A 21,368-nucleotide genomic window follows, 5' to 3' on the forward strand; every position below is an offset into this window, starting at 1 on the left:
CTGACCTCTAATCGAGTCTCACATCTTTTTCCGAAACCCTGCCGATGGCAACTAAGCTTATGGTATCTGGGTTGAATATCTCGCAGGACAGCACCCTGACATCTTCTACGCCAACGGCATCTATATAAGCGAGAACCTCTTCCGGCGGCACATATCTTTTTAAGTATATTTCATCCCTGGCCAGCTTCATCATGCGATTATCGGTACTTTCCATACCCAAGAGGAAATTACCTTTGACCAATTCCTTGGCCAAGGTCAGTTCTTTTTTTGTCAACAGACCACCGCATAATCCTTTCAGTGTTTCAAGAACCAAACCGATGCAATTGGATACCTTCTCCTCGCTGGTTCCCACATAAATGCCAAGCATACCCGTATCTGTATAGGGGATTATATAGGAATGGATGGCGTAAGCCAGACCTCTTTTCTCTCTGATTTCCTGAAACAACCTTGAACTCATACTTCCACCGAGGATGGCGTTCATCAAAAAACATGGATATCTTTGGAGACTGCTTGCAGAGGGGGCAAGGGTACCGATTACCATGTGCACCTGCTCCAGATCCTTTTTGAGGACGGCTTCTTTTGATGAAACTACCGGCGTAGTGGCCTCGTCCTTGACAGCCTTTTCCGCCAGTGACCCAAAGGCGCGCCGAACCAGATCAACCAGGACATCATGTTTCAGATTACCGGCGGCGGTCAGCACAAGGTTATCTCCTCTGTATCTGGCATTGAAGAAATTGAGGAGGGCCTCTCTGTTAAATCTCTCCACCACTTCCTTCGTCCCTAAAACCGGACGACCAAGGGGGTGGCCATCCCAAAATATGGCATCGAAGAAGTCATGAATATAATCATCAGGTGAATCCTCCACCATATTGATCTCCTGAAGGACCACCGCTGTTTCTTTACTGATTTCTGCGGTATCAAATTGCGAGTTTTTTAATATATCGGCAAGCAGGTCAATCGCCAGGGCCAGATGATAATCAGGTATCTTGACGTAAAAAGAGGTTAGTTCCTTCCCGGTGGCGGCATTCATCATACCACCGACAGAATCAATAGCCGATGCAATATCAAAGGCAGATCTATTCTCTGTTCCCTTGAAAAGCATGTGCTCGATGAAATGAGCCGTCCCGTTTGTCTTCAAATTTTCATTGCGGGAACCACACTGCACCCACACCCCTATGGATACTGATCTGACATGGGTAATCTCCTCGGAAATAACCCTGATACCATTATCCAGAACGGTTCTATAGTACATTGTCCCCGATGTATCCTTTCTGGCCGGCCGGATTTTTCTGAAGGAAAATTATACCGTGTCCTCCCCTAATGCTTCCTTCCTGGAGAGCCGGATCTTCCCCTGCCTGTCAATTTCAAGGACCTTCACCAGCACTTCGTCTCCTTCCTTCAGGATATCCGTGACCTTATTAACCCTTTCCCTGGCAAGTTGTGAGATATGCACCAACCCCTCCGTACCTGGCAGTATCTCCACGAAAGCGCCAAAGTCTACAATCTTCTTGACTGTGCCGCGATATACCTTTCCTACTTCCGCATCCTCAGTCAGCCACTTGACCATGGCCACAGCCCTGGCTGCGGCTTCTGCATCGCTGGAGGCAATGGTCACGGTGCCGTCGTCTTCCACATCAATATTGACTCCCGTTTCACTGACAATCTGCCTGATATTTTTCCCTCCGGAACCGATCACGTCCCTTACCTTCTCCGGTTTTACCTTTACCATGGTGATTCTCGGGGCGTACATGGATATATCATTCCGTGGCTCAGCGATGGTCTCCCTTAGCTTTTCAATGATAAAAAACCTTCCCTCCCTTGCCTGGTAGAGAGCCTTTCTCAGGATATCTTGTGTAATCCCGCTGATCTTGATGTCCATCTGCATGGCCGTAATCCCCTTTTTTGTCCCGCACACCTTGAAGTCCATATCACCTGCATGGTCTTCGTCACCAATGATATCGGACAGGATGACTACTTGTTCATCCTCTTTCAACAGACCCATGGCAATCCCGGCGACGACGTCCTTCACGGGTACACCGGCATCCATCAGGGAAAGGGCGCCACCGCACACCGTGGCCATGGAAGATGAACCATTGGACGACAGGACCTCGGAAACGATTCTGATGGTGTAGGGAAACTCTTCCTCGGCGGGGAGGATGGGAAGCAGGGCCTTTCTGGCGAGAGCGCCATGTCCGATTTCTCTTCTTCCCGGGCCCCTTAAAGGTCGTGCTTCTCCAACACAATAGGGGGGGGAATTGTAGTGCAGAATAAACGACCTCATCTCTTCTCCGCCGATATAATCCATTCGTTGTTCATCTGAGGATGTACCGAGTGTCAGGGCGGCAAGGACCTGGGTTTCACCTCTGGTAAAGATGGCCGATCCGTGGGCCCTCGGCAAAATTCCAACCTCAGCACTGATCGGTCTGATATCTGTGTTGGATCTTCCGTCGCTCCTTCTTTTTTCGTGCAGGATCATGTTTCTGATAGTGTTTCGTTCAAGATCCTCAAATATTTCCATGACCAGAGGACGAAGTCCCGCATCCTCTCTGGTGATCTCCTCGATTACCGTCTCTCTGAGACGATCGAGTTTTGCATATCTTTCCAGCTTTGGCCCTGTAGTATAGCTATCTCTAAGACCTTCCGCGGCGGCGTTGGCAACCTTCGTAACAAGGGACCGGTCCGTGGGAGATAGCTTTACAACCCTCTTTTCTCTTCCGATGTTCTGACGTACACATTCTTGAAGTTCGATTAAGGGGCGAATGACGTCCAATCCTAAGTTGATGGCATCAACGATCACATCTTCCTCAACCTCACGAGCCTCTCCTTCAAGCATTACCAAGTTTACATCAAATTCACGACCTTCCGTACCGGGAAGTGCCCTTCTGCCGACTAAGAAGAGATTCAAGTCCGATTTTTCTAACACCTCTGCCGATGGGTTGCATAAAAATTCCCCGTCCAGCCGGCCGATCCTGACACCAGCAACCGGTCCCTCGAAGGGAATATCCGATATTTCAAGGGCAGCCGAAGCGCCTAACATGGCCGCCACTGCGGTATCATTTGTATTATCCGCGGAAAGCACATTCGCCACAACATGTGTCTCATAAAAGTAGCCATTAGGAAACAGAGGACGTATTGATCTGTCGATGATCCTTGAGGTTAATGTCTCGCGCTCGTTGGGACGACCTTCCCTTTTAAAAAAACCGCCGGGGATTTTTCCCGCGGCGAAGGTCATCTCCTGATAATCAACTGTAAGAGGCAGGAAATCGAGTCCTTCCCTTGCGTTTTTTAAGGAGACAACAGTCACGAGAACGACTGTATCGCCATAGGTCACAAGGATCGCGCCATCGGCCTGACCTGCCACATAATGCGCTTTCAGGGAGATACTTCTCCCTCCGAAATCTGTGCTAAATACTTTACTCATAATTTGTTTTCCTTTCTTAGTCGTATGTCATACGTCATATGTCCTCGAAGACTTACGACGTACGACTTGTGTTTTTTGCCTATTTTCGCAAACCGAGGCGCTGAATCACTCTCCTGTATCTTTCCCCATCCTTTTTCTTCAGATAATCGAGAAGTTTCCTCCTCTGCCCGACGAGCTTCAAAAGTCCTCGACGGGAGTGGTGGTCCTTTTTGTGGGCCTTAAAATGTTCCGTTAAGTATACTATCCTCGCCGTCATAAGCGCAATCTGGACCTCTGGGGATCCTGTGTCCTTTGCGTGCAATTGAAAATCACCAATTATTTTCCCTCTTTGTTCAGCATCTAACACCGTTTTATCTCCTCCCTCTCAATTATCAGCGTTCAGCTATCAGCATTCAGCGTTCAGTAAAAACAAAGTCTTACCCTGTTAGATGTTTACTGTCTGTCGGCGTTCAGCGCGTTCAGCATTCTGCGTTCTGCTTTCAAGCTTCTTCCTGACCGCTAATTGCTGACCGCTATTAAATACCCTCATGATTTTGACCACCTGTTTCTTTCCATTTAACGAAGCCATTTGATCCGAAGCATAAAGCATTTTTCCTAGCGCAACAAGACAACGATCATGCGACACAAACCTTACCACATCTCCGGCGGCAAGAAAAGGAATACGATTTACACTAAGAACGTTGGCAGTTGGTTGACAGCCTCCCCTGAACTTTTCTGCCAATGCCTGATCCACATTGATGGCGGGGATTTCCGGCAGGGTGTCCACCAGAGGCACGATATTTGCGACGAGCACTTCTCGTTTTTTTTCGTTGTCAATATCCTCAGTGGACACCGCCAATCCTTCGTGGAAACAGCCACTCCTTGTTCTTCGCAACGACGCAAGACATGCCCCGCATCCCAACATTTTGCCCGCATCGGAACAGAGAGAACGTATATAGGTACCACTGGAACAGGATACCTTAAATGTCACGTATGGCAATACTATTGCTTCGACCACAATGGTATAAATTTCAACGTTTCTCGGAGGTGGATCAACGGCGATCCCCCTTCTTGCCCATTTATAAAGCGGTTTTCCTTGAAATTTAACCGCCGAGTAACGGGGAGGAAGTTGCTCTATCTTTCCGACAAAGCGACGCAACACCTCCTCTATAGCGCCTCTTTCAACATGAGGCTCACACTGAGCGGTTATTTTCCCTTCCATGTCGAGGGTGTCAGTTTCTACCCCCAGTAACATCGTTGCCCGGTATTCCTTGCTGTCCGGCGAAAAGAACTGTACGAGCTTCGTTGCCTCATTTATGCATACGGGAAGGACGCCTGTTGCCAGAGGATCCAGGGTGCCCGTATGACCGGCCTTTCTTACACCGAGCAACCTCCTGACATCCGAGACCACAGCATAAGATGTCTTTCCTGAAGGCTTATCTATCACAACAATACCATCCATGGCCCGGGACTTCACTTAACACAAGCCTTGATCACATCCCGTACACGATGTCTGATCGTTTCAATATCCCCTTCAACCTCACAACCCGAAGCATTAGTGTGTCCTCCCCCTCCAAATGCCCTGGCAATCCGTTCTACATTGATTTTCCCTTTTGATCGGAAACTTATCTTGAAGTAATTTTCCGACAATTCATTGTAAAGGATGGAAATTTCCACTCCCTCGATGGAACGGGGTATATCTACAAAACCTTCGGTATGCTCCGGCAATGCCCTAACAGATTCGATGGTCTTCTGTAAAACTACCATGGAGCCGATCTTTCCGTCACTATCAAAAGTCAGGGTCTCAAGCACTTTCTTCAAGAGCTTAATTTTAGCTAGCGGTTTGCTTTCGTAAATGTTCTCCGCTATCCACTGTGGATTGGCACCTTTTTCTAGCAAATTTCCCGCTGCTATCAAGGTACTATGCCTTGTGCTTCCGTAGCGAAATCCTCCCGTATCCGTCATAATGGCAGCGTACAGATTGGTTGCCATCTCCGCTGTCAGTTCGAGGGACATCTGCTCTGCAAGCCGGTAAAGCAGCTCTCCCGTGGAACTCGCCTGATGATCAATATAGGCAATCTCACAGAAACCTCCCCGGGAAATGTGATGATCAATGGCGATGATCCGCTTTATCTGTCTTATCTTGTTTGCCTCCTCCCCCACACGTTCCAGCTCACTGCAATCCAGGACAAAGGCAGCTTCAAATTTTTCCACCGGTGGAAGTTGGTGGACTATAGCATCGCTGCCGGGAAGAAAACGATAATTTTGAGGGGTTTTATCCTGATTGTAAACAACAGCCTCCCTTTTCATATAACGAAGCATATGGTACAAGGCCAATTCCGAACCCAGGGCGTCACCATCGAGTCTTACATGAGAGGTGATAAGGAAAACCTGGCAACTATTGATAATATCAATGATCCTGAGAACCATATGTATCCTTAAGGTATTTTTTTGTTTTTGCTGAAAGCTGACAGCTTACCTATTATATTTCTGCTAAAAGCTTTTCTATACGACTTCCATAGGCAAATGATTCATCATACACGAAGCTGATCTCCGGTATGTGCCGCAATTGTAATCTCTTCCCCAGCTCCATTTTCAAAAAACCTGTTGCCTTCTGGAGGCCTGCTCTGGTTTCATCAGAGCATGTATCTTTTCCCATCTCAACAAAGAATACCCTTGCCAGGCGGAGATCATCGGTCAATTTTACACCTGTGATAGTAATTGGCCCAATACGTGGGTCCTTGACACGCTTTAGCAGGATATCTGAAATCTCCACTTTGATAAGCTCGGCTACCCGGCTTGCCCTTTTAAAGTTCATCATACTAATACTTATCTGCCAGATAATCACACGAATCTGTCGCCTCGGAAAAGCTGGCAATTTCAATCTTTGTATTTACCACCTCGGCAAGCTGGAGGCTGTCTATAAATCTCAAGACATGGTCTATTTTCCCATTGATGTAACTTCTGTCGTTGCCTACCACGCTGAAACCGATTTTCGCCCGCTTCCAGTGATCATTATCACCGATTTCAGCAATAGAAATATTGAATGTATTTTGCGTTCGCTTTAATATTCTGCTCAGTCCCCCCCTTTTTTCCTTCAGGGATCTGCTTTCATTAATCCACAAATCCACGATTCCATATCCGACGACCATTTCTCATTTCTCCGTTTTTACTGGTCTTCGCCGGCTGCCGCTATTGTTTGTTTATAATTTCCTCTCTACTTTTTCGCTAACATAGGCATCAATGGTATCCCCCGCTCTGATATCATTAAAGCCGTCTACCCCGATACCACATTCGAACCCCGATTGCACTTCTTTTACATCTTCATCAAACCGTTTAAGGGAGAGCAGTTTGCCATCGTAAATCGTCACACCGTCTCTCACCAGCTTGAGATTGGACTTTCTTGTAATCTTCCCATCCGTTACATAACTGCCGGCAATGGTTCCTACCTTAGGTATTTTGAATAGTTTTCTGACTTCAGCGCGGCCCTGGACCACCTCTCTGTAAAGGGGTTCAAGAAGACCTTCCATGGCGGCCTTCACATCGGCAATTACATTATATATAATATCGTAGAGCTTGATTTCAACACCTTCCGCCTCCGCCAACTCTATCACCCTGCTGGTGGGTCTGACATTAAAACCGAGAATGATTGCATTTGATGCCGAGGCCAGCATTACGTCTGTTTCTGTAATGGTGCCTGTTGAACTGTGGATAATTTTCAATTTCACATCCGCCGTGCTCAGTTTGTTCAGGGCCTCAGTCAGGGCCTCAATTGACCCCTGTACGTCACATTTGATAATGACATTGAATTCCTTGCTCCCTTCTTTAATTCTCTGATACAGTTGTTCGAGGGTAATCTTTGCAGAAGTGGAAAGTTCTCGTTCCCGTTCTTTTCTGAGCCAGTACTCTCCGATACTGCGTGCTTTCTTCTCGTCTTCCACACAGACGAATTCAGCACCCACATGAGGAACCCCTGAAAATCCAATAACCTCCACAGGCATTGATGGTAGCGCCTCTTTGATCCGTTGTCCCTGGTCGTTGATCATGGCCCGGACTCTGCCAGCCTCTGTCTTGGAAACAAAGGCATCTCCCTCTCTTAAGGTACCTTCCTGAATCAAAACCGTTGCCACCGGTCCACGCCCCCGATCAAGCTTTGCTTCAATAACTACGCCACGGGCAGGCCGATCGGGATCAGCTTTTAACTCCATAACGTCCGCTTGAAGAAGAATCATCTCGAGAAGTTCCTCGATACCTGTTTTCTTCTTTGCAGATACCTCACAGAATATGGTGTTACCACCCCATTCCTCGGGCACAAGATCATATTCGGTCAACGCTTGCTTGATTTTTCCCGGATCGGCATCCGGTTTATCAATCTTGTTGATCGCCACAACGATGGGAACACCGGCTACCTTTGAGTGGTTGATAGCCTCAATGGTCTGGTCCATAACCCCGTCATCGGCGGCAATGACAAGAACAACAATGTCTGTGACCTGAGCCCCTCGGGCCCGCATAGCCGTGAAGGCTTCGTGACCGGGGGTATCGAGAAAGACGATGTCCCTGTCTTTGATATGTACATGATAGGCCCCGATAGCCTGGGTAATGCCGCCTGCCTCACCGTCAATTACATTAGTCTGTCTGATGACATCGAGAAGGGATGTCTTGCCATGGTCAACATGTCCCATGATAGTGACAACCGGTGCCCTTGGTTTGAGATTTCCCCGGGGTATAGCTACTTTTCGCATGGATTCATCATATTCGGCAACGATAGGTTCTACCTGATATCCAAATTCACTGGCAACGATAGTAGCGACATCACGATCAATAGACTGGTTAATAGTTACCATCATACCGATGGGAATCAATTTGCGGATCACCTCAGTTACCTTAACCGCCATCTTTCTGGCAAGGTCACCAATGCTTATCGCCTCGCCCACCTTTATCCTTCTCTTAATCGCTTTGGGTACGGTAATAACCGTCTTTTTCATTTTGACGGCAGCTACCTTTTTTTCTTCCCTCCACTTCGCAATTCTTTCCTCTTCCGTCTCTTTTTCCAGGTACCTGTCCCTTTTACCTACAATCTTCTTAACAAAGACCTTTTTCCGTATTGGTAGCTGCTCTTTTATTAATACTTCTACTGGCTTTTTCCACTCTTTCTTCGGTTTTTCCCCTTCCCTTTTCGCCGGTTTCTCCTCTTCAGGAGGAAGGACCTCCTTAACGACCGCAAGCTTCAGCCTTTCCGGAGTTTCTTTTTTAATTTCCGCCCTGGCCTTCTTCGGCATTCGAACAGATAAGGCACTTTTCTTCTCAGGCCTTACAGGCAGCTCCCTCTTATCCTTCACAGATACCGGCATGGAGGCAGAAGAGGAGGTGGGTTTTGCTTCGCTAACCACTTCTTCCGGTTTACTCTCCACTGCTTGCCAGGCTGGCATCGGTTTCTCCCGAACCTCCACTTCTTTCTCTGTAACTACTTCCATCCGGGTGACTTCTTCCGGGGGTGTTTCCCATTTCTCTTCTTCGGGCGGGGCAGGAACACCTTCCTCAACTGCCTCCGGTTTTACCTCCTCGATATGGGGGCGAACGGCTCTTCTTCTGATCACGCTGGATTTTATTCTTTCTTCAACCATCTCAAGAGGTTCACCGGATAGCAATTCCCTCCTGATCCTCTGTACGTCAGAGTCTTCAATGGTACTTGAGTGCGCCTTCACAGCAATACCGAGTCTTTCCAGACGAGAGATAAGTTCCCTGTTGTCAAGGCCCAGTTCTCTGGCTAACTCGTAAACTCTCTTCTTAGACATTCTTGAAACACTCCTATTATGGAGTAACTATTCAGGTGTTTAGGCTGAAGGCCGAAGGCTATAAAACATCTTGCAAGGCACAAATCAAGCCATTTATTAGGCCATTAGATGAAGACCGAAGGTTGTAGTTTCCTAACAACCTTCAGTCTTCAGTCTATCCACCTGAATAGTCACAATCTCCTCATTAATTATCTTGCCTGCCTCCTTTATCCAGCGCGAGGCGGTTTTCTCACCCACACCAGGAATCGAAGACAACATCTCAGGATCAGCCGCAGCGATCGTGGCGACACTCTTTAATCCTTCTCCGTAGAGACGCTCTGCCGTCACCCGGCCAATACCTGGTATTTTCATGAGGGACTTGTACCCCTCTTCGTCCTGTCTTGTTGCCATAGATTCACTCTTGACGTCAATCTTCCATCTTGTTAGTTTAGCAGCTAACCTGACATTCTGCCCATTTTTCCCTATGGCCAGAGACAGTTGATCATCGGGAACAATAACTTCCATGGAACGCATTTCCTCATCCATAAGGACCCTGTTAACCTTGGCCGGAGACAGGGCGCTGCATACATACGTGGCCTGATCATCAGAATAGGGGACAATATCGATCTTTTCCCCTCTCAATTCCTGGACGACACTCTGTACACGGCTCCCTCTCATACCAACGCAGGCGCCAACCGGATCTATATCCTTGTCTTTAGTTCTCACAGAAATCTTGGTCCTTTTACCCGGTTCCCTTGCAATGTTCACTACTTCAATAAATCCCTCAGAGATTTCGGGAACTTCAATTTCAAAGAGGGCCTTGATAAAATTAGGATGGGTCCTCGAAAGGATGATCTGGGGACCTTTTGATGACTTCTTAACATCACATATATAGGTCCGGATACGCTCTCCCCGCTTGTACATCTCTCTGTAGACCTGCTCGGCCGGGGGGATCACCCCTTCTGCACGTCCAAGATTAACGATAATACTCCCCCCCTCAAATCTCTGAACGAAACCGTTAACCAGCTCACCTTTTCTATCCTTGTACTCTTCGTAAATGATGTCTCGCTCCGCATCTTTCACCCTCTGAATGATAATCTGCTTGGCCGTTTGGACAGCGATCCTGCCAAAGGTGTTCGCTTCTATCTTCGTACCGAGACTGTCTCCGGGTTCTGCTCCTTCATCAAATTTTCTTCTTGCCTCTTCAAGGGATACCTGAACGTCGGGATCCAAAATCTTTTCCACTACGGTTTTAAACTGGAAGAGCTCGATTTCCCCGGAGTCTTCGTTGTAATGGGCTTCGATGTCCACATGGGGCCCCAGTTTTTTTCGTGCCGCTGTTAACATGGCAGCCTCCAGGGCATCTATGATGATAGTTTTATCAATACCCCTGTCCTTACCCATCTGTTCAATCAGACGTTTAAGCTCTGGCACCATTTAAAAATCCTCCTTGGTCATCATCAAGGTTCATCCGTAACCCCCTTCAATGACCCATACCCGATATCCTTATCGAACTCATATTCAAGATTTGCCTTGACCACCATATCTCTCGGTATGCGATAGATCTTTCCTGTGATGTCAACAACCAATAGCTTCTTTCCCTTTTCCTCACAAAAGTCAACCAGTCTCCCCCGAAAATTTCTTATCCCCTCTAACTTTTCAGCTATCCTGACATGTACCTTGCATCCCCTGTATTTTATAAAATCCTTGTCTCTCACAAGTGGTCTATCCAGACCGGGCGAGGAGACCTCCAGGGTGTAGGAACCGGGAAGCACATCGTGAATGTCAAAGATATCACCGACCTGATTGCTTATTTCACAACAATCCTCGAGGGTAACGCCTGTTTTCTTGTCCATGTAAATTCGGACAATCCATCGGGATTTCATCTTCAGACATTCAACATCAATCAGTTCCATGTCCTCGGATTCGATAACAGGCTCTACCAGTTGTCTGATCTTCTCCCTGTATGCTTGAAAAGTCATAGCTTACAACAAAAAAGTGGGCAAAGAGCCCACTCATCAGTAAAATACGATGATTTAAAGTTAATCTAGCACAGAAAGATTGGTATTGCAAGAAAAAAATCAGGTTTCTTAAGCAGATCGTAAGCGTTCAGTTTTCATTCAAAAGCTGATGGCTGACCGCTGATAGCTAAACGCTTACAGTGGTGGAAGGGATTATTGGAGCGGGCGATGGGAATCGAACCCACGACGTCCAGCTTGGGAAGCTGACATTCTACCGCTGAATTACGCCCGCAAAATCGCTGGATTTACGGCAACAGTCCGGCTAAAAGATAATCAAAATGTATATTTTGTCAAGTTTTCTTTCGTGCCATCCTCATGGTAATGGATCTTCGGTGACCATCAAGACCTTCCAGCTTCGCAAGTCTTGCTGCCTGCTCACCATACCTCTGGAAAGCCCCATCAGAAAAAGACAGTATACTAGTACGCTTCACAAAATCATGAACCCCCAGCAGGGAGGAAAACCTTGCCGTCCCCCCTGTGGGAAGTATGTGGTTGGGACCTGCAATATAATCTCCGATCGCCTCCGGTGTCCAGTATCCAAGAAATACAGCCCCGGCGTTCCTGATCCTGTCCAGTACTTCCCGTGGCTTTTCGACCATCAATTCTAAATGCTCCGGGGCAAACCGGTTGGCAATGGCAATGGCCTCATCAATACTTTCCGTGACAATAATAGCACCGAATTCCTGCAAGGAATTTTCCGCAATGTTTCTTCTCGGCAGGCTATCCAGTTGCATCTTTACCTCTGAGGTCACCTGGTGGGCAAACACTTCATCAGGCGTCAGAAGGACAGCGCTCGCCATTTCATCATGCTCGGCCTGGGCAAGCAGATCGGCGGCCACAAAGGAAGCATCGGCCCTCCCGTCAGCAATGACGAGAATCTCACTGGGACCGGCAATCATGTCAATTGCAACATGACCATAGACCATCTTTTTTGCCGCTGCTACGTAAGCATTCCCTGGTCCCACAATTTTATCTACCCCGGGAATTGACTCGGTGCCATAGGCAAGAGCGGCTATTGCCTGGGCGCCACCTATCCTGAATATTCGCCTCACGCCGCCTATCTTGGCGGCAGCGGCAAGAAGGGGATTTATTCCTCTTCCCCTGGGAGGTGTAACAAGAATGATCTCTTCGACACCGGCAATCCTTGCCGGGATTGCCGCCATAAGCACCGTAGAGGGATAGCAGGCAAGGCCCCCGGGGACATATATACCAATACGTTCCAGGGGCAATATCCGTAATCCAAGTTCGATCCCCTCTTCGTCGGAACAAAAATAGCCTTGGGTGCCCTGTTTCTCGTGGAATCTTTCTATTCTGCCGGCAGCCAGTTTCAACACTTCCAAATCTTCTTTCTCCACTTGCCTGATGGCATCTTCCCTTTCCCCGGAAGATACCATGACAGTACCGGCGTTTATCGTCTGTCTATCAAACTTTTCCGTATATTCGAAGAGGGCCTGATCTCCTCTACGGGCTACATCTTCTACGATTTCTTTGACAATCGTCCAGACATCTTCATCAAAGACCTTGCCCCGATGCCTGAGCCGCCGGAGAGTCTCCTCAAAATTAAAATCACCCGTGTGGATAACTCTCATCCTAAACAACAACCCTTCTTATATTGGCGCCCAGGGTAGAAAGTTTCTTTTCTATTTCCTGGTATCCCCGGTCAATATGATAGACCCGCAAGAGTTCCGTCTTACCTTCCGCCACTAACCCGGCAAGGATCAGAGAAGCGGAGGCCCTAAGATCGGTGGCCATAACCTGTGCACCCTTTAGCTTCGGGACACCCCTTATGAGAGCGGTGTTTCCCTTGATCTGTATATCGGCCCCCATCCGCTTCAGCTCGCTTGCATGCATAAACCTTTTTTCAAAGACCGTTTCTGTAATCACACTGGATCCACTACCCACCGACACAAAGGCCATCATCTGTGCCTGCAGGTCCGTAGGGAATCCTGGATAGGGAAGGGTTTTTATGTCCACGTTTTTAATTTCCTTATTGCCTTTCGCCCCGATACCAACGTCACTTATGGTTATCTCCATACTGGTATCACGCAGTTTATTGATCAGCGCATCAAGGTGAGATGGGTCGCATCCTAAGACCTTGACGTTCCCTCCCGTTATCCCGGCGGCAATCATAAAGGTCCCCGCCTCAATCCGGTCAGGTATCACGGTAGCCTCCACAGGATGCAGGCTATTAACCCCCTCGATAATGATCATATCTGTTCCCGCCCCACTGATCTTTGCCCCCATACCGCTCAATACCTCGGCAAGATTGACGACTTCCGGTTCTTTGGCCGCATTTTTCAGCAGGGTTGTTCCCTTTGCCAGACAGGCGGCCATCATGATATTTTCCGTTCCTGTGACCGTGGGAATGTCGAAATAGATAGATGCTCCCTTCAATCGCGACGCCTTTGCCTTCACATAACCGTCTCTCAGTTCCACCTCCGCCCCCAGTTCCTGAAGGGCCTTGATATGAAGGTTTACCGGCCTGTCACCGATGGCGCATCCTCCGGGAAGAGAAACCCTTGCCCTGCCCATCCTGGCCACAAGAGGACCGAGAACCAGGATCGAAGCCCTCATCGTCCTGACAAGATCGTAAGAGGCCTCACAACTGCCGATCTCACCTGTCCTTATCCTGACAGACGATTCCCCTTCGATTTCCGCTCCCAGACTCCTTAAAAGTTTCTTGATGGTCTTGATGTCCACGAGATCAGGGATGTTGTGAAAGGTATTCCACCCGTCCACCAAGAGCGATGAAACCATGATCGGGAGAGCAGCATTCTTGGCACCGCTGATCTGGACCTCGCCGAGGAGTTTCTCGCCACCGTGGATGACCATCTTATCCATTTATCCCTTCCTCCTTGCCATGGCGACCCGCTCTATGCCGGCATAATCTGTCCTAAAGGCTATATTATCATAAAGGTCGGATTCCCTGAAGACATCTGCGATACGGTCCCTCTGACCGGCCCCCATCTCCAGGAAAAGCCAGCCCCCGTCTTTCAAATGGAAAGCCCCCTCCCTGATGATAGTTTCATGAAATGATGTACCCTCTCTTCCGGCTACTAATGCCGATTCCGGCTCGAACTCTCTGACATCCGGGGGAAGATAATGAAATTCACCTTCAGAGACGTAGGGAGGATTGGAAACAATGCAATCAAATTTCTCTGCGGACACAGGCTCGAACAGGTTCCCTATCCGGAAAGAAATCCTGCCATCAACACCATTTTTGCGGGCATTTCTCATGGCGACCTCGATAGCCCCCGGGGAGATGTCGGTAGCCACAATCCGTGCCTCCTTCAATTCAAAGGCCAGGGCGACACCGATGGCCCCGCTGCCCGTGCCGATGTCGAGAATACTGGGATCTTTATAATCCATCTCTGAACAGACTTTTATGACTTCCTCTACAAGAACTTCTGTCTCCGGCCTCGGCACGAGTACTTGGTCGTTGACTTCAAAAACGAGGGACCAGAACTCTTTCTGACCAACGATGTAGGCAACCGGTTCCCACTGTTGCCTTCTTGCAATCCAGGACTGGAATGCACGAATCTCTTCGTCTGCCAGTGACCTTTCGGGATGCCTGTAGAGGCCGAGACGGTCAGTTCTTAGATAATGAAAGAGGAGAACCTCAGCATCGAGCCAGGGGGTGGGAAGACCTCTACGCTCAAGGTCAATAGCCGTTATGTTCAGGGTAGTCCGGATATCCATAGGTAGTTCAAAGTTCAAAGCTGAAGGCTCATAGTTCATGACTTATGACTGACGACTTATGACTGACGACTAATGGAGAGATTGTTTCAACGCCTCGGCCTGGAAATGGGTTGTCAGGGCATCAATTATCTCCTGGATGTTTCCATCAAGAAAATTCTCCAGATCATAACGTGTCAGGCCTATACGGTGATCGGTAACTCTTCCCTGGGGGAAATTATAAGTTCTGATCCTCTCACTTCTATCCCCGCTTCCCACCTGGCTTTTTCTCGCTTCCGAGATCTCTGCGTTCTGCTTCTTCACCATCATGTCCAGTAGCCTCGCCCTCAGGATCTTCATGGCCTTTGCCTTATTTTTAAGCTGGGATTTCTCATCCTGGCAGGTAACCACCAGAGAGGTGGGCAGGTGGGTAATCCTTACGGCAGAATCTGTCGTATTTACACTCTGTCCCCCATGGCCGCTGGAGTGATAGACATCAATTCGCAATTCATTGGGATCAATATGAACTTCTACCTCTTCTGCCTCCGGAAGGACGGCTACCGTAACCGCAGAGGTATGGATACGTCCCTGGGCCTCTGTAATGGGAACCCTCTGGACCCGGTGGACGCCGCTTTCGTACTTTAGCTTGCTATAGGCACCTTTCCCTTCAATGAGGGCGATGATTTCCTTAAAGCCCCCTACGCCACCGGCCGGGTTACTGCTCATTACCTCTACCTTCCACCGGTTTAGTTCCGCATGTCTTGCATACATCCGGAAAAGGTCCCCGGCGAAAAGCCCCGCCTCATCACCACCGGTGCCCGCCCTGATTTCGAGGAGCACATTCCTGTCATCATTCTGGTCCCTGGGAAGGAGGAGAATCTTTAATCTGTCTTCTAAAACTACTAAGTTTTCCCTAAGCTGAGGTATCTCCTCCTTGACGATTTCTTTCAGCTCCTCGTCATTTCCCCGCAGGAGATCCTGGTCTTCCTCGAGACGGCCTCTTGTTTTCTCGTATTCCCTGTAAGTTTTCACAAGATCACGTAGATCTGCATGCTCCCTGGCATATTTCTGATAGACCTGGGGTTTGGCGACGATGTCAGGGTTACTCAATCGCCTTTCCAGTTCTTCATACCTTGTCTCAACATCTTTAAGTCTGTCGAACATAACTTCACATCATCTATGGGCAGTTGTAGGTTGTGGGGTCGTATGTCATACGTCTTTCAATTTTCAACTTACGACTTATGACTTATGACTTACGACTTACGACTATTGTTTTACCCCGTACTTCTTATGGAACCGTTCCACACGGCCGGCGGTATCAACGATCTTCTGTTTGCCCGTCATAAAAGGGTGGCAGCGGGAACATATATCCACCTTTATGCCCTGTTTGGTAGACATGGTCTCAATGACGTTCCCACAGACGCAGGTAATTGTTGTTTTCTTATATTCTGGATGAATACCTTTTTTCATCGTTCCCCTCCTTTGTTTAGGCTGAAGGCTGAAGACTGAAGGCTATAAAACATCTCGCAAGACACGAATCAAGCCATTCAAAACCTTCATAGCCTTCAGCCTTCAGCCTATCCACCTAAGAATTTACTGATTCATGGAATCTAAGAAGGCCTGATTCGTTTCTGTCTTCCGTATCTTGTCAATGATAAATTCCATGGCATCCAACGGATTCATCTCCTGAAGAAGCCTCCTTAATATCCATATCCTGTTGAGGTTATGCTTCAGTATCAGGAGTTCTTCCTTTCTGGTACCGGAACGGATGAGGTCAAAGGCGGGAAACACCCTTCTATCAGCGATCCTGCGATCTAAGTGCAGTTCCATGTTTCCGGTTCCCTTGAACTCTTCAAAGATGACTTCATCCATTCTGCTTCCTGTGTCAATGAGGGCTGTGGAAATAATGGTCAGGCTGCCCCCATTTTCGATGTTCCTGGCGGCGCCGAAGAATCGTTTCGGTTTGTGCAGGGCATTGGAATCAACGCCACCGGACAGGACCTTGCCGCTGGGTGGAACCACCGTATTATAGGCCCTGGCCAGCCTGGTGATACTGTCAAGAAGGATGACGACATCCCTGTTATGTTCGACGAGACGCTTCGCCTTTTCAATGACCATTTCGGCAACCTGGACGTGCCGTGCAGCCGGCTCATCAAAGGTCGAGGATATGACCTCCCCCGCCACATTTCGCTGCATATCGGTCACTTCTTCGGGACGTTCATCAATCAGCAGAACCATCAAAATGACCTCTTTATGGTTAGTGGTAATACTGTGGGCTATATCCTGAAGTAAAACCGTTTTACCCGCCCTCGGGGGGGACACGATCAGCCCCCTCTGACCTTTACCGATGGGCGTAAAAAGGTCTATAATCCTTGTGGATAAGTTTCCCGGATTGGCCTCAAGGTTCAGTTTCTCCTGAGGATAAAGTGGTGTGAGGTTGTCGAAGAGGATTTTGTCTCTCGCTGCCTCGGGATTCTCAAAATTGACCGTATCCACCTTGAGAAGGGCAAAATATTTCTCTCCCTCCTTGGGTGGTCTGACCTCACCTGAGACCGTGTCTCCGGTCCTCATACTGAATCTTCGGATCTGCGAGGGGGAAATATAGATATCATCTGGACTGGGGAGATAGTTATAATCTACCGCCCGGAGAAAGCCAAAACCATCCGGCAGGATTTCCAGAACACCGGCCCCGGAAATCACCCCATTTTTTTCTGCTTGGGCCTGCAGAATAGCAAAGATCAGATCCTGCCTCCTCAGGCCGCTGGCACCATTGACATTTAACTCTTTGGCCATACTTGTAAGCCTACTGATTGGTTGTCTCTTGATTTCCTCAATATTCATAACCGATTCCTTGTACGTTTTTTCCCACACCCTGATTGCAGCACGTATTACACGCCTCTCGGTTCCAATAAATCTGCCGGTATTCCTTTAAAGAAATATCAGTTTTATCAGACACTGAGTCCTGGAAAAGAAGGATGTGGATTAAGATAATGGGTTGCCAATTTTGAACTCTAAGATTCCAGAAAGGAAGGATTTAGCATACATCTTCTTACTTTTTTATTCTTTTTATACCAAACTTTTTACCATGTCAAGCACTTTTTAATGCCTCTTAGGGGTTCATACAAGATGATTTCTACGCCTGAGAAAATCACAGAGCCTGGCCATGTCGTCCGGCATGGGAGACGAAAAAGTCATTTCCGCATTGTTAATGGGGTGGGAGAAGGCAATCCGGCTTGCATGCAGCGCCTGCCTGGTCATTGTTCTCATCTCTGCCCTCAGAAGCGGATCCCCTATGGCGCCGACTCTTCTTGAGCTGCCGTAGATGTTGTCCCCCACCACAGGGTAACTCATGGCGTTTAAGTGGACCCTGATCTGGTGAGTCCTTCCCGTTTCCGTATCCACATCGAGGAGGGTTGCCACCCGGTACCTCTTGGAGACCCGCCAGCGTGTGATGGCCTCCCTTCCCCTCCTGCTCCTCGTGGACATCTTCTTTCGATCCACGGGGTGCCTTCCCACCGACGCATCAATCATGCCCTGATCCCCTTCCACATCTCCATACACGAGAACCTTGTAACTTTTCTGAACCTGATGTTTCTTGAACTGGGCGGCAAGCCCCCGGTGGGCTTCATCGGATTTGGCCACGACCAGCAGGCCGGATGTTCCCTTATCCAGGCGGTGAATAATTCCGGGTCTCAAGACCCCCCCGATTCCTGAGAGATCCTTGCAGTGGAAGAGGAGGGCATTGACCAGGGTGCCCCGATCGTGACCCGGCGCTGGATGGACGACCATCCCGGCAGGTTTGTCAACCACAAGGAGAAAGGGATCTTCATAAACAATGGTCAGGGGAATCTTCTGGGGAAGGACATGGTAGCTTGCCGCTGCCTTCTTGCAGAGGTGAACGGTATCGCCGTTTCTTAATTTGTAGCCTGCCTTTACTTTTAGATCGTTAACCAGCACCAGTCCTTCATCCACAGCCCTCTTGATCTGTGAACGGGATAGAGTCAGGTCCTTTCGGGAGAGGAAGATGTCAAGCCTCAGGCCGCTTTCATGACATGCCACAATAAATGTATATTTCTCACTCATGTGGAAACGGCGTGTTTCAATCCATCTCTGATGAAGGCAAATTCCTCCTCTTCAACCGTTCTCAAATCAAAAAGGACCTGTTCTTCGGCGACCCTCGCAATAATAGGGACATCGAGACACCTCAGGCGTTCCTCCAGGGAGTTGGCCGACATGCATCCCGGTTGAACGGCCAGCAGCATCGTCGGAATCTCGCAGGTGGGAAGAGACCCTCCCCCGGCCATAGAGAATCCCTTCTTCAGAGATAAAACTAACCCTTTTAGGCGGGCTCTTCTCAGCATGGCCAGAAGCCTCTTTGCCCTCTTTGTAACATCCGTCAGGGGTTCCGTCAGGGTCTTTAGAACCCGGAGACGGCAGGCCGCCTTCTCCGGACGCAAATACTGGATCATCGTTGCCTCGAGAGCGGCGAGGGTCAATTTGTCAATCCGGACTACCCGGTTGAGGGGATTCTTCTTAATCCGCTGGAGGAGTTCCCTTTTCCCAAGGATAATGCCCGCCTGGGGGCCACCTAACAGTTTATCGCCACTGAAAGAGACCACATCCACTCCCGTTTCCATGACATCGGAAACAGTAGGTTCCCTCTCCAGACCATAATGGTCCAGCTCGAGAAAACAGCCGCTTCCCAGGTCCTCCATTACCGGCACGCCACGTTTTTCACCGAGCGCCACCAGTGATGCAAGCCCCGTATCCTCGGTAAAGCCCATCATCTTGAAATTACTGGTGTGGACCTTCAGGATAAGCCCGGTATTTTCCCCGATGGCGTTTTCATAATCGCTGATACGGGTTCGGTTGGTTGTACCCACTTCCCTAAGGTGGGCTCCGCTTTTGGCCATCACCTCCGGTATGCGGAACTCACCGCCGATTTCAATAAGTTCTCCCCTCGAGACGATGACCTCCTTCCCCTCGGCTAAGGTGTTGAGAATCAGCAGGACGGCAGCGGCATTATTATTGACGATCAAGGCATCTTCCGCCCCTGACAGGGCACAGAGAATACTCTGTATATGGTCATATCGGAGACCTCTCTGTCCCCTGGCCAGGTCAAACTCGAGGTTTGAGTATCCTCCGCCGACCTCCAGCACCCTTTCGAGGGCTTCCCTGCAGAGGGGGGCCCTGCCCAGATTGGTATGCAGGATGGTTCCCGTTGCATTCACAACTCTGCGGAGACGGTATTGGTGAAGGACTTCGATGATTTCGGTAACCTTATCTGCAACCTGCTTTGCCACAGGCAGGCGGATACTTATTTCCTCCCCCCCTGTTTTCATAATTGTGTGTCGTAGATCTTCCACCACCTGCCGGCAGGTAGCTTTTACGATCTCCCGCGGCGCCTTTTCATAAATCCCCTTTTTTTCTAAAAGGACCAGCAATTCATCAATGCTGGGAAGACTGCTCAACAATGCTTTTTTCCGCTCATCCATACTATTCCTTTCCTTTTCCCCTGCCTGTTCCTCTCCTCCCTTCTCACCCTTCATATTCATTCGAGGCATGCCTTTAAGGCACGATCTTGGCCCGGCAAAAATCACGGAAGTTGTTTACCGCAATAAAAAACTCCCGCATCATCATGATCAACAACCTTTCCTCCCCTATTCTTTCCCTATTGATGTCTATTGTGATTGTGGGAAAAAGGAAAGTAAATACAGTAAATATATGAGAAATTATCTTACGGGTCAAGAAAATACCACATTTATCCGATCATGGCCTGAACCACCTCGAGTGGCGTTTCACCTGTGAAGACCTCACCGTTTTCCTCAAGCGGACGTTGGTGTGGTATCCGTACCAGCGTACCAGATGCAGTTGATCTGTCAAAGTAAACAAACCTCAAACTGGTGAATAAATCAGCGGTGGCGAGTTGGGAAGAGGGAAGAAAAGCCGCTATATGGACGCGCCCCCATGTTAGAGTTTGTCGAGTGGCTTCAGCTATAAGAGTTACCTCCTATGGCTTCACTCCCAGCTACCTGGATGAATGAGGAATTTCCAGGACAGGTCTCTCACCTGCAAGCCTTGAGTCCTCCACGGCGCACTTTTCCGCATCCGGCTCTTCAGGCAGGCTCACAGATAATCTCTGATAGCCGAATCAGTTCCGTTCACAATGTTTCTCCAGGCTCTGTGTCCTGCATTGTCTCCCTTCCTCAGTACACCCGCCTGTCAACCCCTTCCCTCCACCGGCATTACCCGGCTTCACCAGTACTATGGGTTGATCCGACTACTTGCGCCTTGTCCTTTTTCAGAAAGGAATATATTTGCAGCGCCGGGTAAATGATGCCTACGATACTGATTATGATCATCAAAGATGCGGAAAAAAATGTCATGACGAATTCAAAAGGGTTTTTCAGCTCATAGGAATTGCCAAGGTTGACGATCCCAAAGGTCAGAAATAAAAGCGAAATTACGCCAAGTAAAGCATTTTTCATCCACCAGATA

General features: G+C 48.7%; 18 protein-coding genes and 1 tRNA gene. All 19 read right to left on the minus strand.

Features of this window, described 5'->3' with window-relative positions; all coding sequences use genetic code 11:
* Window positions 1-7 precede the first annotated feature (7 nt).
* Window positions 8-1,252, minus strand: coding sequence for a pitrilysin family protein (locus QMD03_00130; GenBank protein ID MDI6775643.1), 1,245 nt, complete (start codon window positions 1,250-1,252; stop codon window positions 8-10).
* A gap of 48 nt (window positions 1,253-1,300) precedes the next feature.
* Window positions 1,301-3,421, minus strand: coding sequence for a polyribonucleotide nucleotidyltransferase (locus tag QMD03_00135; GenBank protein ID MDI6775644.1), 2,121 nt, complete (start codon window positions 3,419-3,421; stop codon window positions 1,301-1,303).
* Between the two features lie 79 nt (window positions 3,422-3,500).
* A complete protein-coding gene (rpsO, locus tag QMD03_00140) occupies window positions 3,501-3,767 on the minus strand; it encodes a 30S ribosomal protein S15 (protein MDI6775645.1) in 267 nt (88 codons plus the stop codon).
* Window positions 3,768-3,845: 78 nt separating this feature from the next.
* Complete coding sequence (truB, locus tag QMD03_00145; GenBank protein ID MDI6775646.1) at window positions 3,846-4,862, minus strand: tRNA pseudouridine(55) synthase TruB; 1,017 nt, start codon at window positions 4,860-4,862, stop codon at window positions 3,846-3,848.
* A gap of 11 nt (window positions 4,863-4,873) precedes the next feature.
* On the minus strand, window positions 4,874-5,830 hold the full coding sequence (locus QMD03_00150) for a bifunctional oligoribonuclease/PAP phosphatase NrnA (protein MDI6775647.1): 957 nt from the start codon (window positions 5,828-5,830) through the stop codon (window positions 4,874-4,876).
* Between the two features lie 52 nt (window positions 5,831-5,882).
* Complete coding sequence (rbfA, locus tag QMD03_00155) at window positions 5,883-6,221, minus strand: 30S ribosome-binding factor RbfA (protein MDI6775648.1); 339 nt, start codon at window positions 6,219-6,221, stop codon at window positions 5,883-5,885.
* Window position 6,222: 1 nt separating this feature from the next.
* The gene (locus QMD03_00160; GenBank protein MDI6775649.1) at window positions 6,223-6,552 is read right to left on the minus strand and encodes a DUF503 domain-containing protein; all 330 of its coding nucleotides are present in this window, start codon (window positions 6,550-6,552) and stop codon (window positions 6,223-6,225) included.
* Window positions 6,553-6,603: 51 nt separating this feature from the next.
* On the minus strand, window positions 6,604-9,195 hold the full coding sequence (gene infB, locus QMD03_00165) for a translation initiation factor IF-2 (GenBank protein ID MDI6775650.1): 2,592 nt from the start codon (window positions 9,193-9,195) through the stop codon (window positions 6,604-6,606).
* A 132-nt stretch (window positions 9,196-9,327) separates the two neighbouring features.
* Window positions 9,328-10,611: a transcription termination factor NusA gene (nusA, locus tag QMD03_00170; protein MDI6775651.1), complete on the minus strand. Its 1,284-nt coding sequence runs from the start codon at window positions 10,609-10,611 to the stop codon at window positions 9,328-9,330.
* A 23-nt stretch (window positions 10,612-10,634) separates the two neighbouring features.
* The gene (rimP, locus tag QMD03_00175) at window positions 10,635-11,156 is read right to left on the minus strand and encodes a ribosome maturation factor RimP (protein ID MDI6775652.1); all 522 of its coding nucleotides are present in this window, start codon (window positions 11,154-11,156) and stop codon (window positions 10,635-10,637) included.
* Window positions 11,157-11,352: 196 nt separating this feature from the next.
* Window positions 11,353-11,427, minus strand: a tRNA-Gly gene (locus tag QMD03_00180).
* A gap of 58 nt (window positions 11,428-11,485) precedes the next feature.
* Window positions 11,486-12,784 (minus strand): histidinol dehydrogenase, encoded by a 1,299-nt coding sequence (hisD, locus tag QMD03_00185; GenBank protein ID MDI6775653.1) that lies wholly within the window; start codon window positions 12,782-12,784, stop codon window positions 11,486-11,488.
* Window position 12,785: 1 nt separating this feature from the next.
* Window positions 12,786-14,036, minus strand: coding sequence for a UDP-N-acetylglucosamine 1-carboxyvinyltransferase (murA, locus tag QMD03_00190; GenBank protein ID MDI6775654.1), 1,251 nt, complete (start codon window positions 14,034-14,036; stop codon window positions 12,786-12,788).
* Window positions 14,037-14,912 carry a peptide chain release factor N(5)-glutamine methyltransferase gene (gene prmC, locus QMD03_00195; GenBank protein ID MDI6775655.1) on the minus strand — a complete coding sequence of 292 codons (876 nt, stop codon included), beginning with the start codon at window positions 14,910-14,912 and terminating at the stop codon, window positions 14,037-14,039.
* 51 nt (window positions 14,913-14,963) lie between these two features.
* Window positions 14,964-16,034: a peptide chain release factor 1 gene (prfA, locus tag QMD03_00200; protein ID MDI6775656.1), complete on the minus strand. Its 1,071-nt coding sequence runs from the start codon at window positions 16,032-16,034 to the stop codon at window positions 14,964-14,966.
* 102 nt (window positions 16,035-16,136) lie between these two features.
* Window positions 16,137-16,340 (minus strand): 50S ribosomal protein L31, encoded by a 204-nt coding sequence (rpmE, locus tag QMD03_00205; GenBank protein ID MDI6775657.1) that lies wholly within the window; start codon window positions 16,338-16,340, stop codon window positions 16,137-16,139.
* A gap of 123 nt (window positions 16,341-16,463) precedes the next feature.
* Window positions 16,464-17,711 (minus strand): transcription termination factor Rho, encoded by a 1,248-nt coding sequence (rho, locus tag QMD03_00210; GenBank protein MDI6775658.1) that lies wholly within the window; start codon window positions 17,709-17,711, stop codon window positions 16,464-16,466.
* A gap of 276 nt (window positions 17,712-17,987) precedes the next feature.
* On the minus strand, window positions 17,988-18,953 hold the full coding sequence (locus QMD03_00215) for an RluA family pseudouridine synthase (protein MDI6775659.1): 966 nt from the start codon (window positions 18,951-18,953) through the stop codon (window positions 17,988-17,990).
* Window positions 18,950-20,425, minus strand: coding sequence for an L-seryl-tRNA(Sec) selenium transferase (selA, locus tag QMD03_00220; GenBank protein MDI6775660.1), 1,476 nt, complete (start codon window positions 20,423-20,425; stop codon window positions 18,950-18,952). The genes QMD03_00215 and selA overlap by 4 nt, the downstream gene beginning before the upstream one ends.
* Window positions 20,426-21,368: the final 943 nt, after the last annotated feature.

The sequence above is a fragment of the Syntrophales bacterium genome (assembly GCA_030018935.1).
Taxonomy (GTDB): Bacteria; Desulfobacterota; Syntrophia; order Syntrophales; family CG2-30-49-12; genus CG2-30-49-12.

What these genes read in the sequence shown, in the direction of transcription:
- rbfA (MDI6775648.1), bottom strand. Translation starts at nt 6,221, where the DNA reads ATGATGAACTTTAAAAGGGCAAGCCGGGTAGCCGAGCTTATCAAAGTG.
- infB (MDI6775650.1), bottom strand. Translation starts at nt 9,195, where the DNA reads ATGTCTAAGAAGAGAGTTTACGAGTTAGCCAGAGAACTGGGCCTTGAC.
- nusA (MDI6775651.1), bottom strand. Translation starts at nt 10,611, where the DNA reads ATGGTGCCAGAGCTTAAACGTCTGATTGAACAGATGGGTAAGGACAGG.
- truB (MDI6775646.1), bottom strand. Translation starts at nt 4,862, where the DNA reads ATGGATGGTATTGTTGTGATAGATAAGCCTTCAGGAAAGACATCTTAT.
- QMD03_00215 (MDI6775659.1), bottom strand. Translation starts at nt 18,953, where the DNA reads ATGAGTGAGAAATATACATTTATTGTGGCATGTCATGAAAGCGGCCTG.
- QMD03_00135 (MDI6775644.1), bottom strand. Translation starts at nt 3,421, where the DNA reads ATGAGTAAAGTATTTAGCACAGATTTCGGAGGGAGAAGTATCTCCCTG.
- hisD (MDI6775653.1), bottom strand. Translation starts at nt 12,784, where the DNA reads ATGAGAGTTATCCACACGGGTGATTTTAATTTTGAGGAGACTCTCCGG.
- rimP (MDI6775652.1), bottom strand. Translation starts at nt 11,156, where the DNA reads ATGACTTTTCAAGCATACAGGGAGAAGATCAGACAACTGGTAGAGCCT.
- rpmE (MDI6775657.1), bottom strand. Translation starts at nt 16,340, where the DNA reads ATGAAAAAAGGTATTCATCCAGAATATAAGAAAACAACAATTACCTGC.
- murA (MDI6775654.1), bottom strand. Translation starts at nt 14,036, where the DNA reads ATGGATAAGATGGTCATCCACGGTGGCGAGAAACTCCTCGGCGAGGTC.
- prfA (MDI6775656.1), bottom strand. Translation starts at nt 16,034, where the DNA reads ATGTTCGACAGACTTAAAGATGTTGAGACAAGGTATGAAGAACTGGAA.
- QMD03_00160 (MDI6775649.1), bottom strand. Translation starts at nt 6,552, where the DNA reads ATGGTCGTCGGATATGGAATCGTGGATTTGTGGATTAATGAAAGCAGA.
- selA (MDI6775660.1), bottom strand. Translation starts at nt 20,425, where the DNA reads ATGAATATGAAGGGTGAGAAGGGAGGAGAGGAACAGGCAGGGGAAAAG.
- rho (MDI6775658.1), bottom strand. Translation starts at nt 17,711, where the DNA reads ATGAATATTGAGGAAATCAAGAGACAACCAATCAGTAGGCTTACAAGT.
- QMD03_00130 (MDI6775643.1), bottom strand. Translation starts at nt 1,252, where the DNA reads ATGTACTATAGAACCGTTCTGGATAATGGTATCAGGGTTATTTCCGAG.
- QMD03_00150 (MDI6775647.1), bottom strand. Translation starts at nt 5,830, where the DNA reads ATGGTTCTCAGGATCATTGATATTATCAATAGTTGCCAGGTTTTCCTT.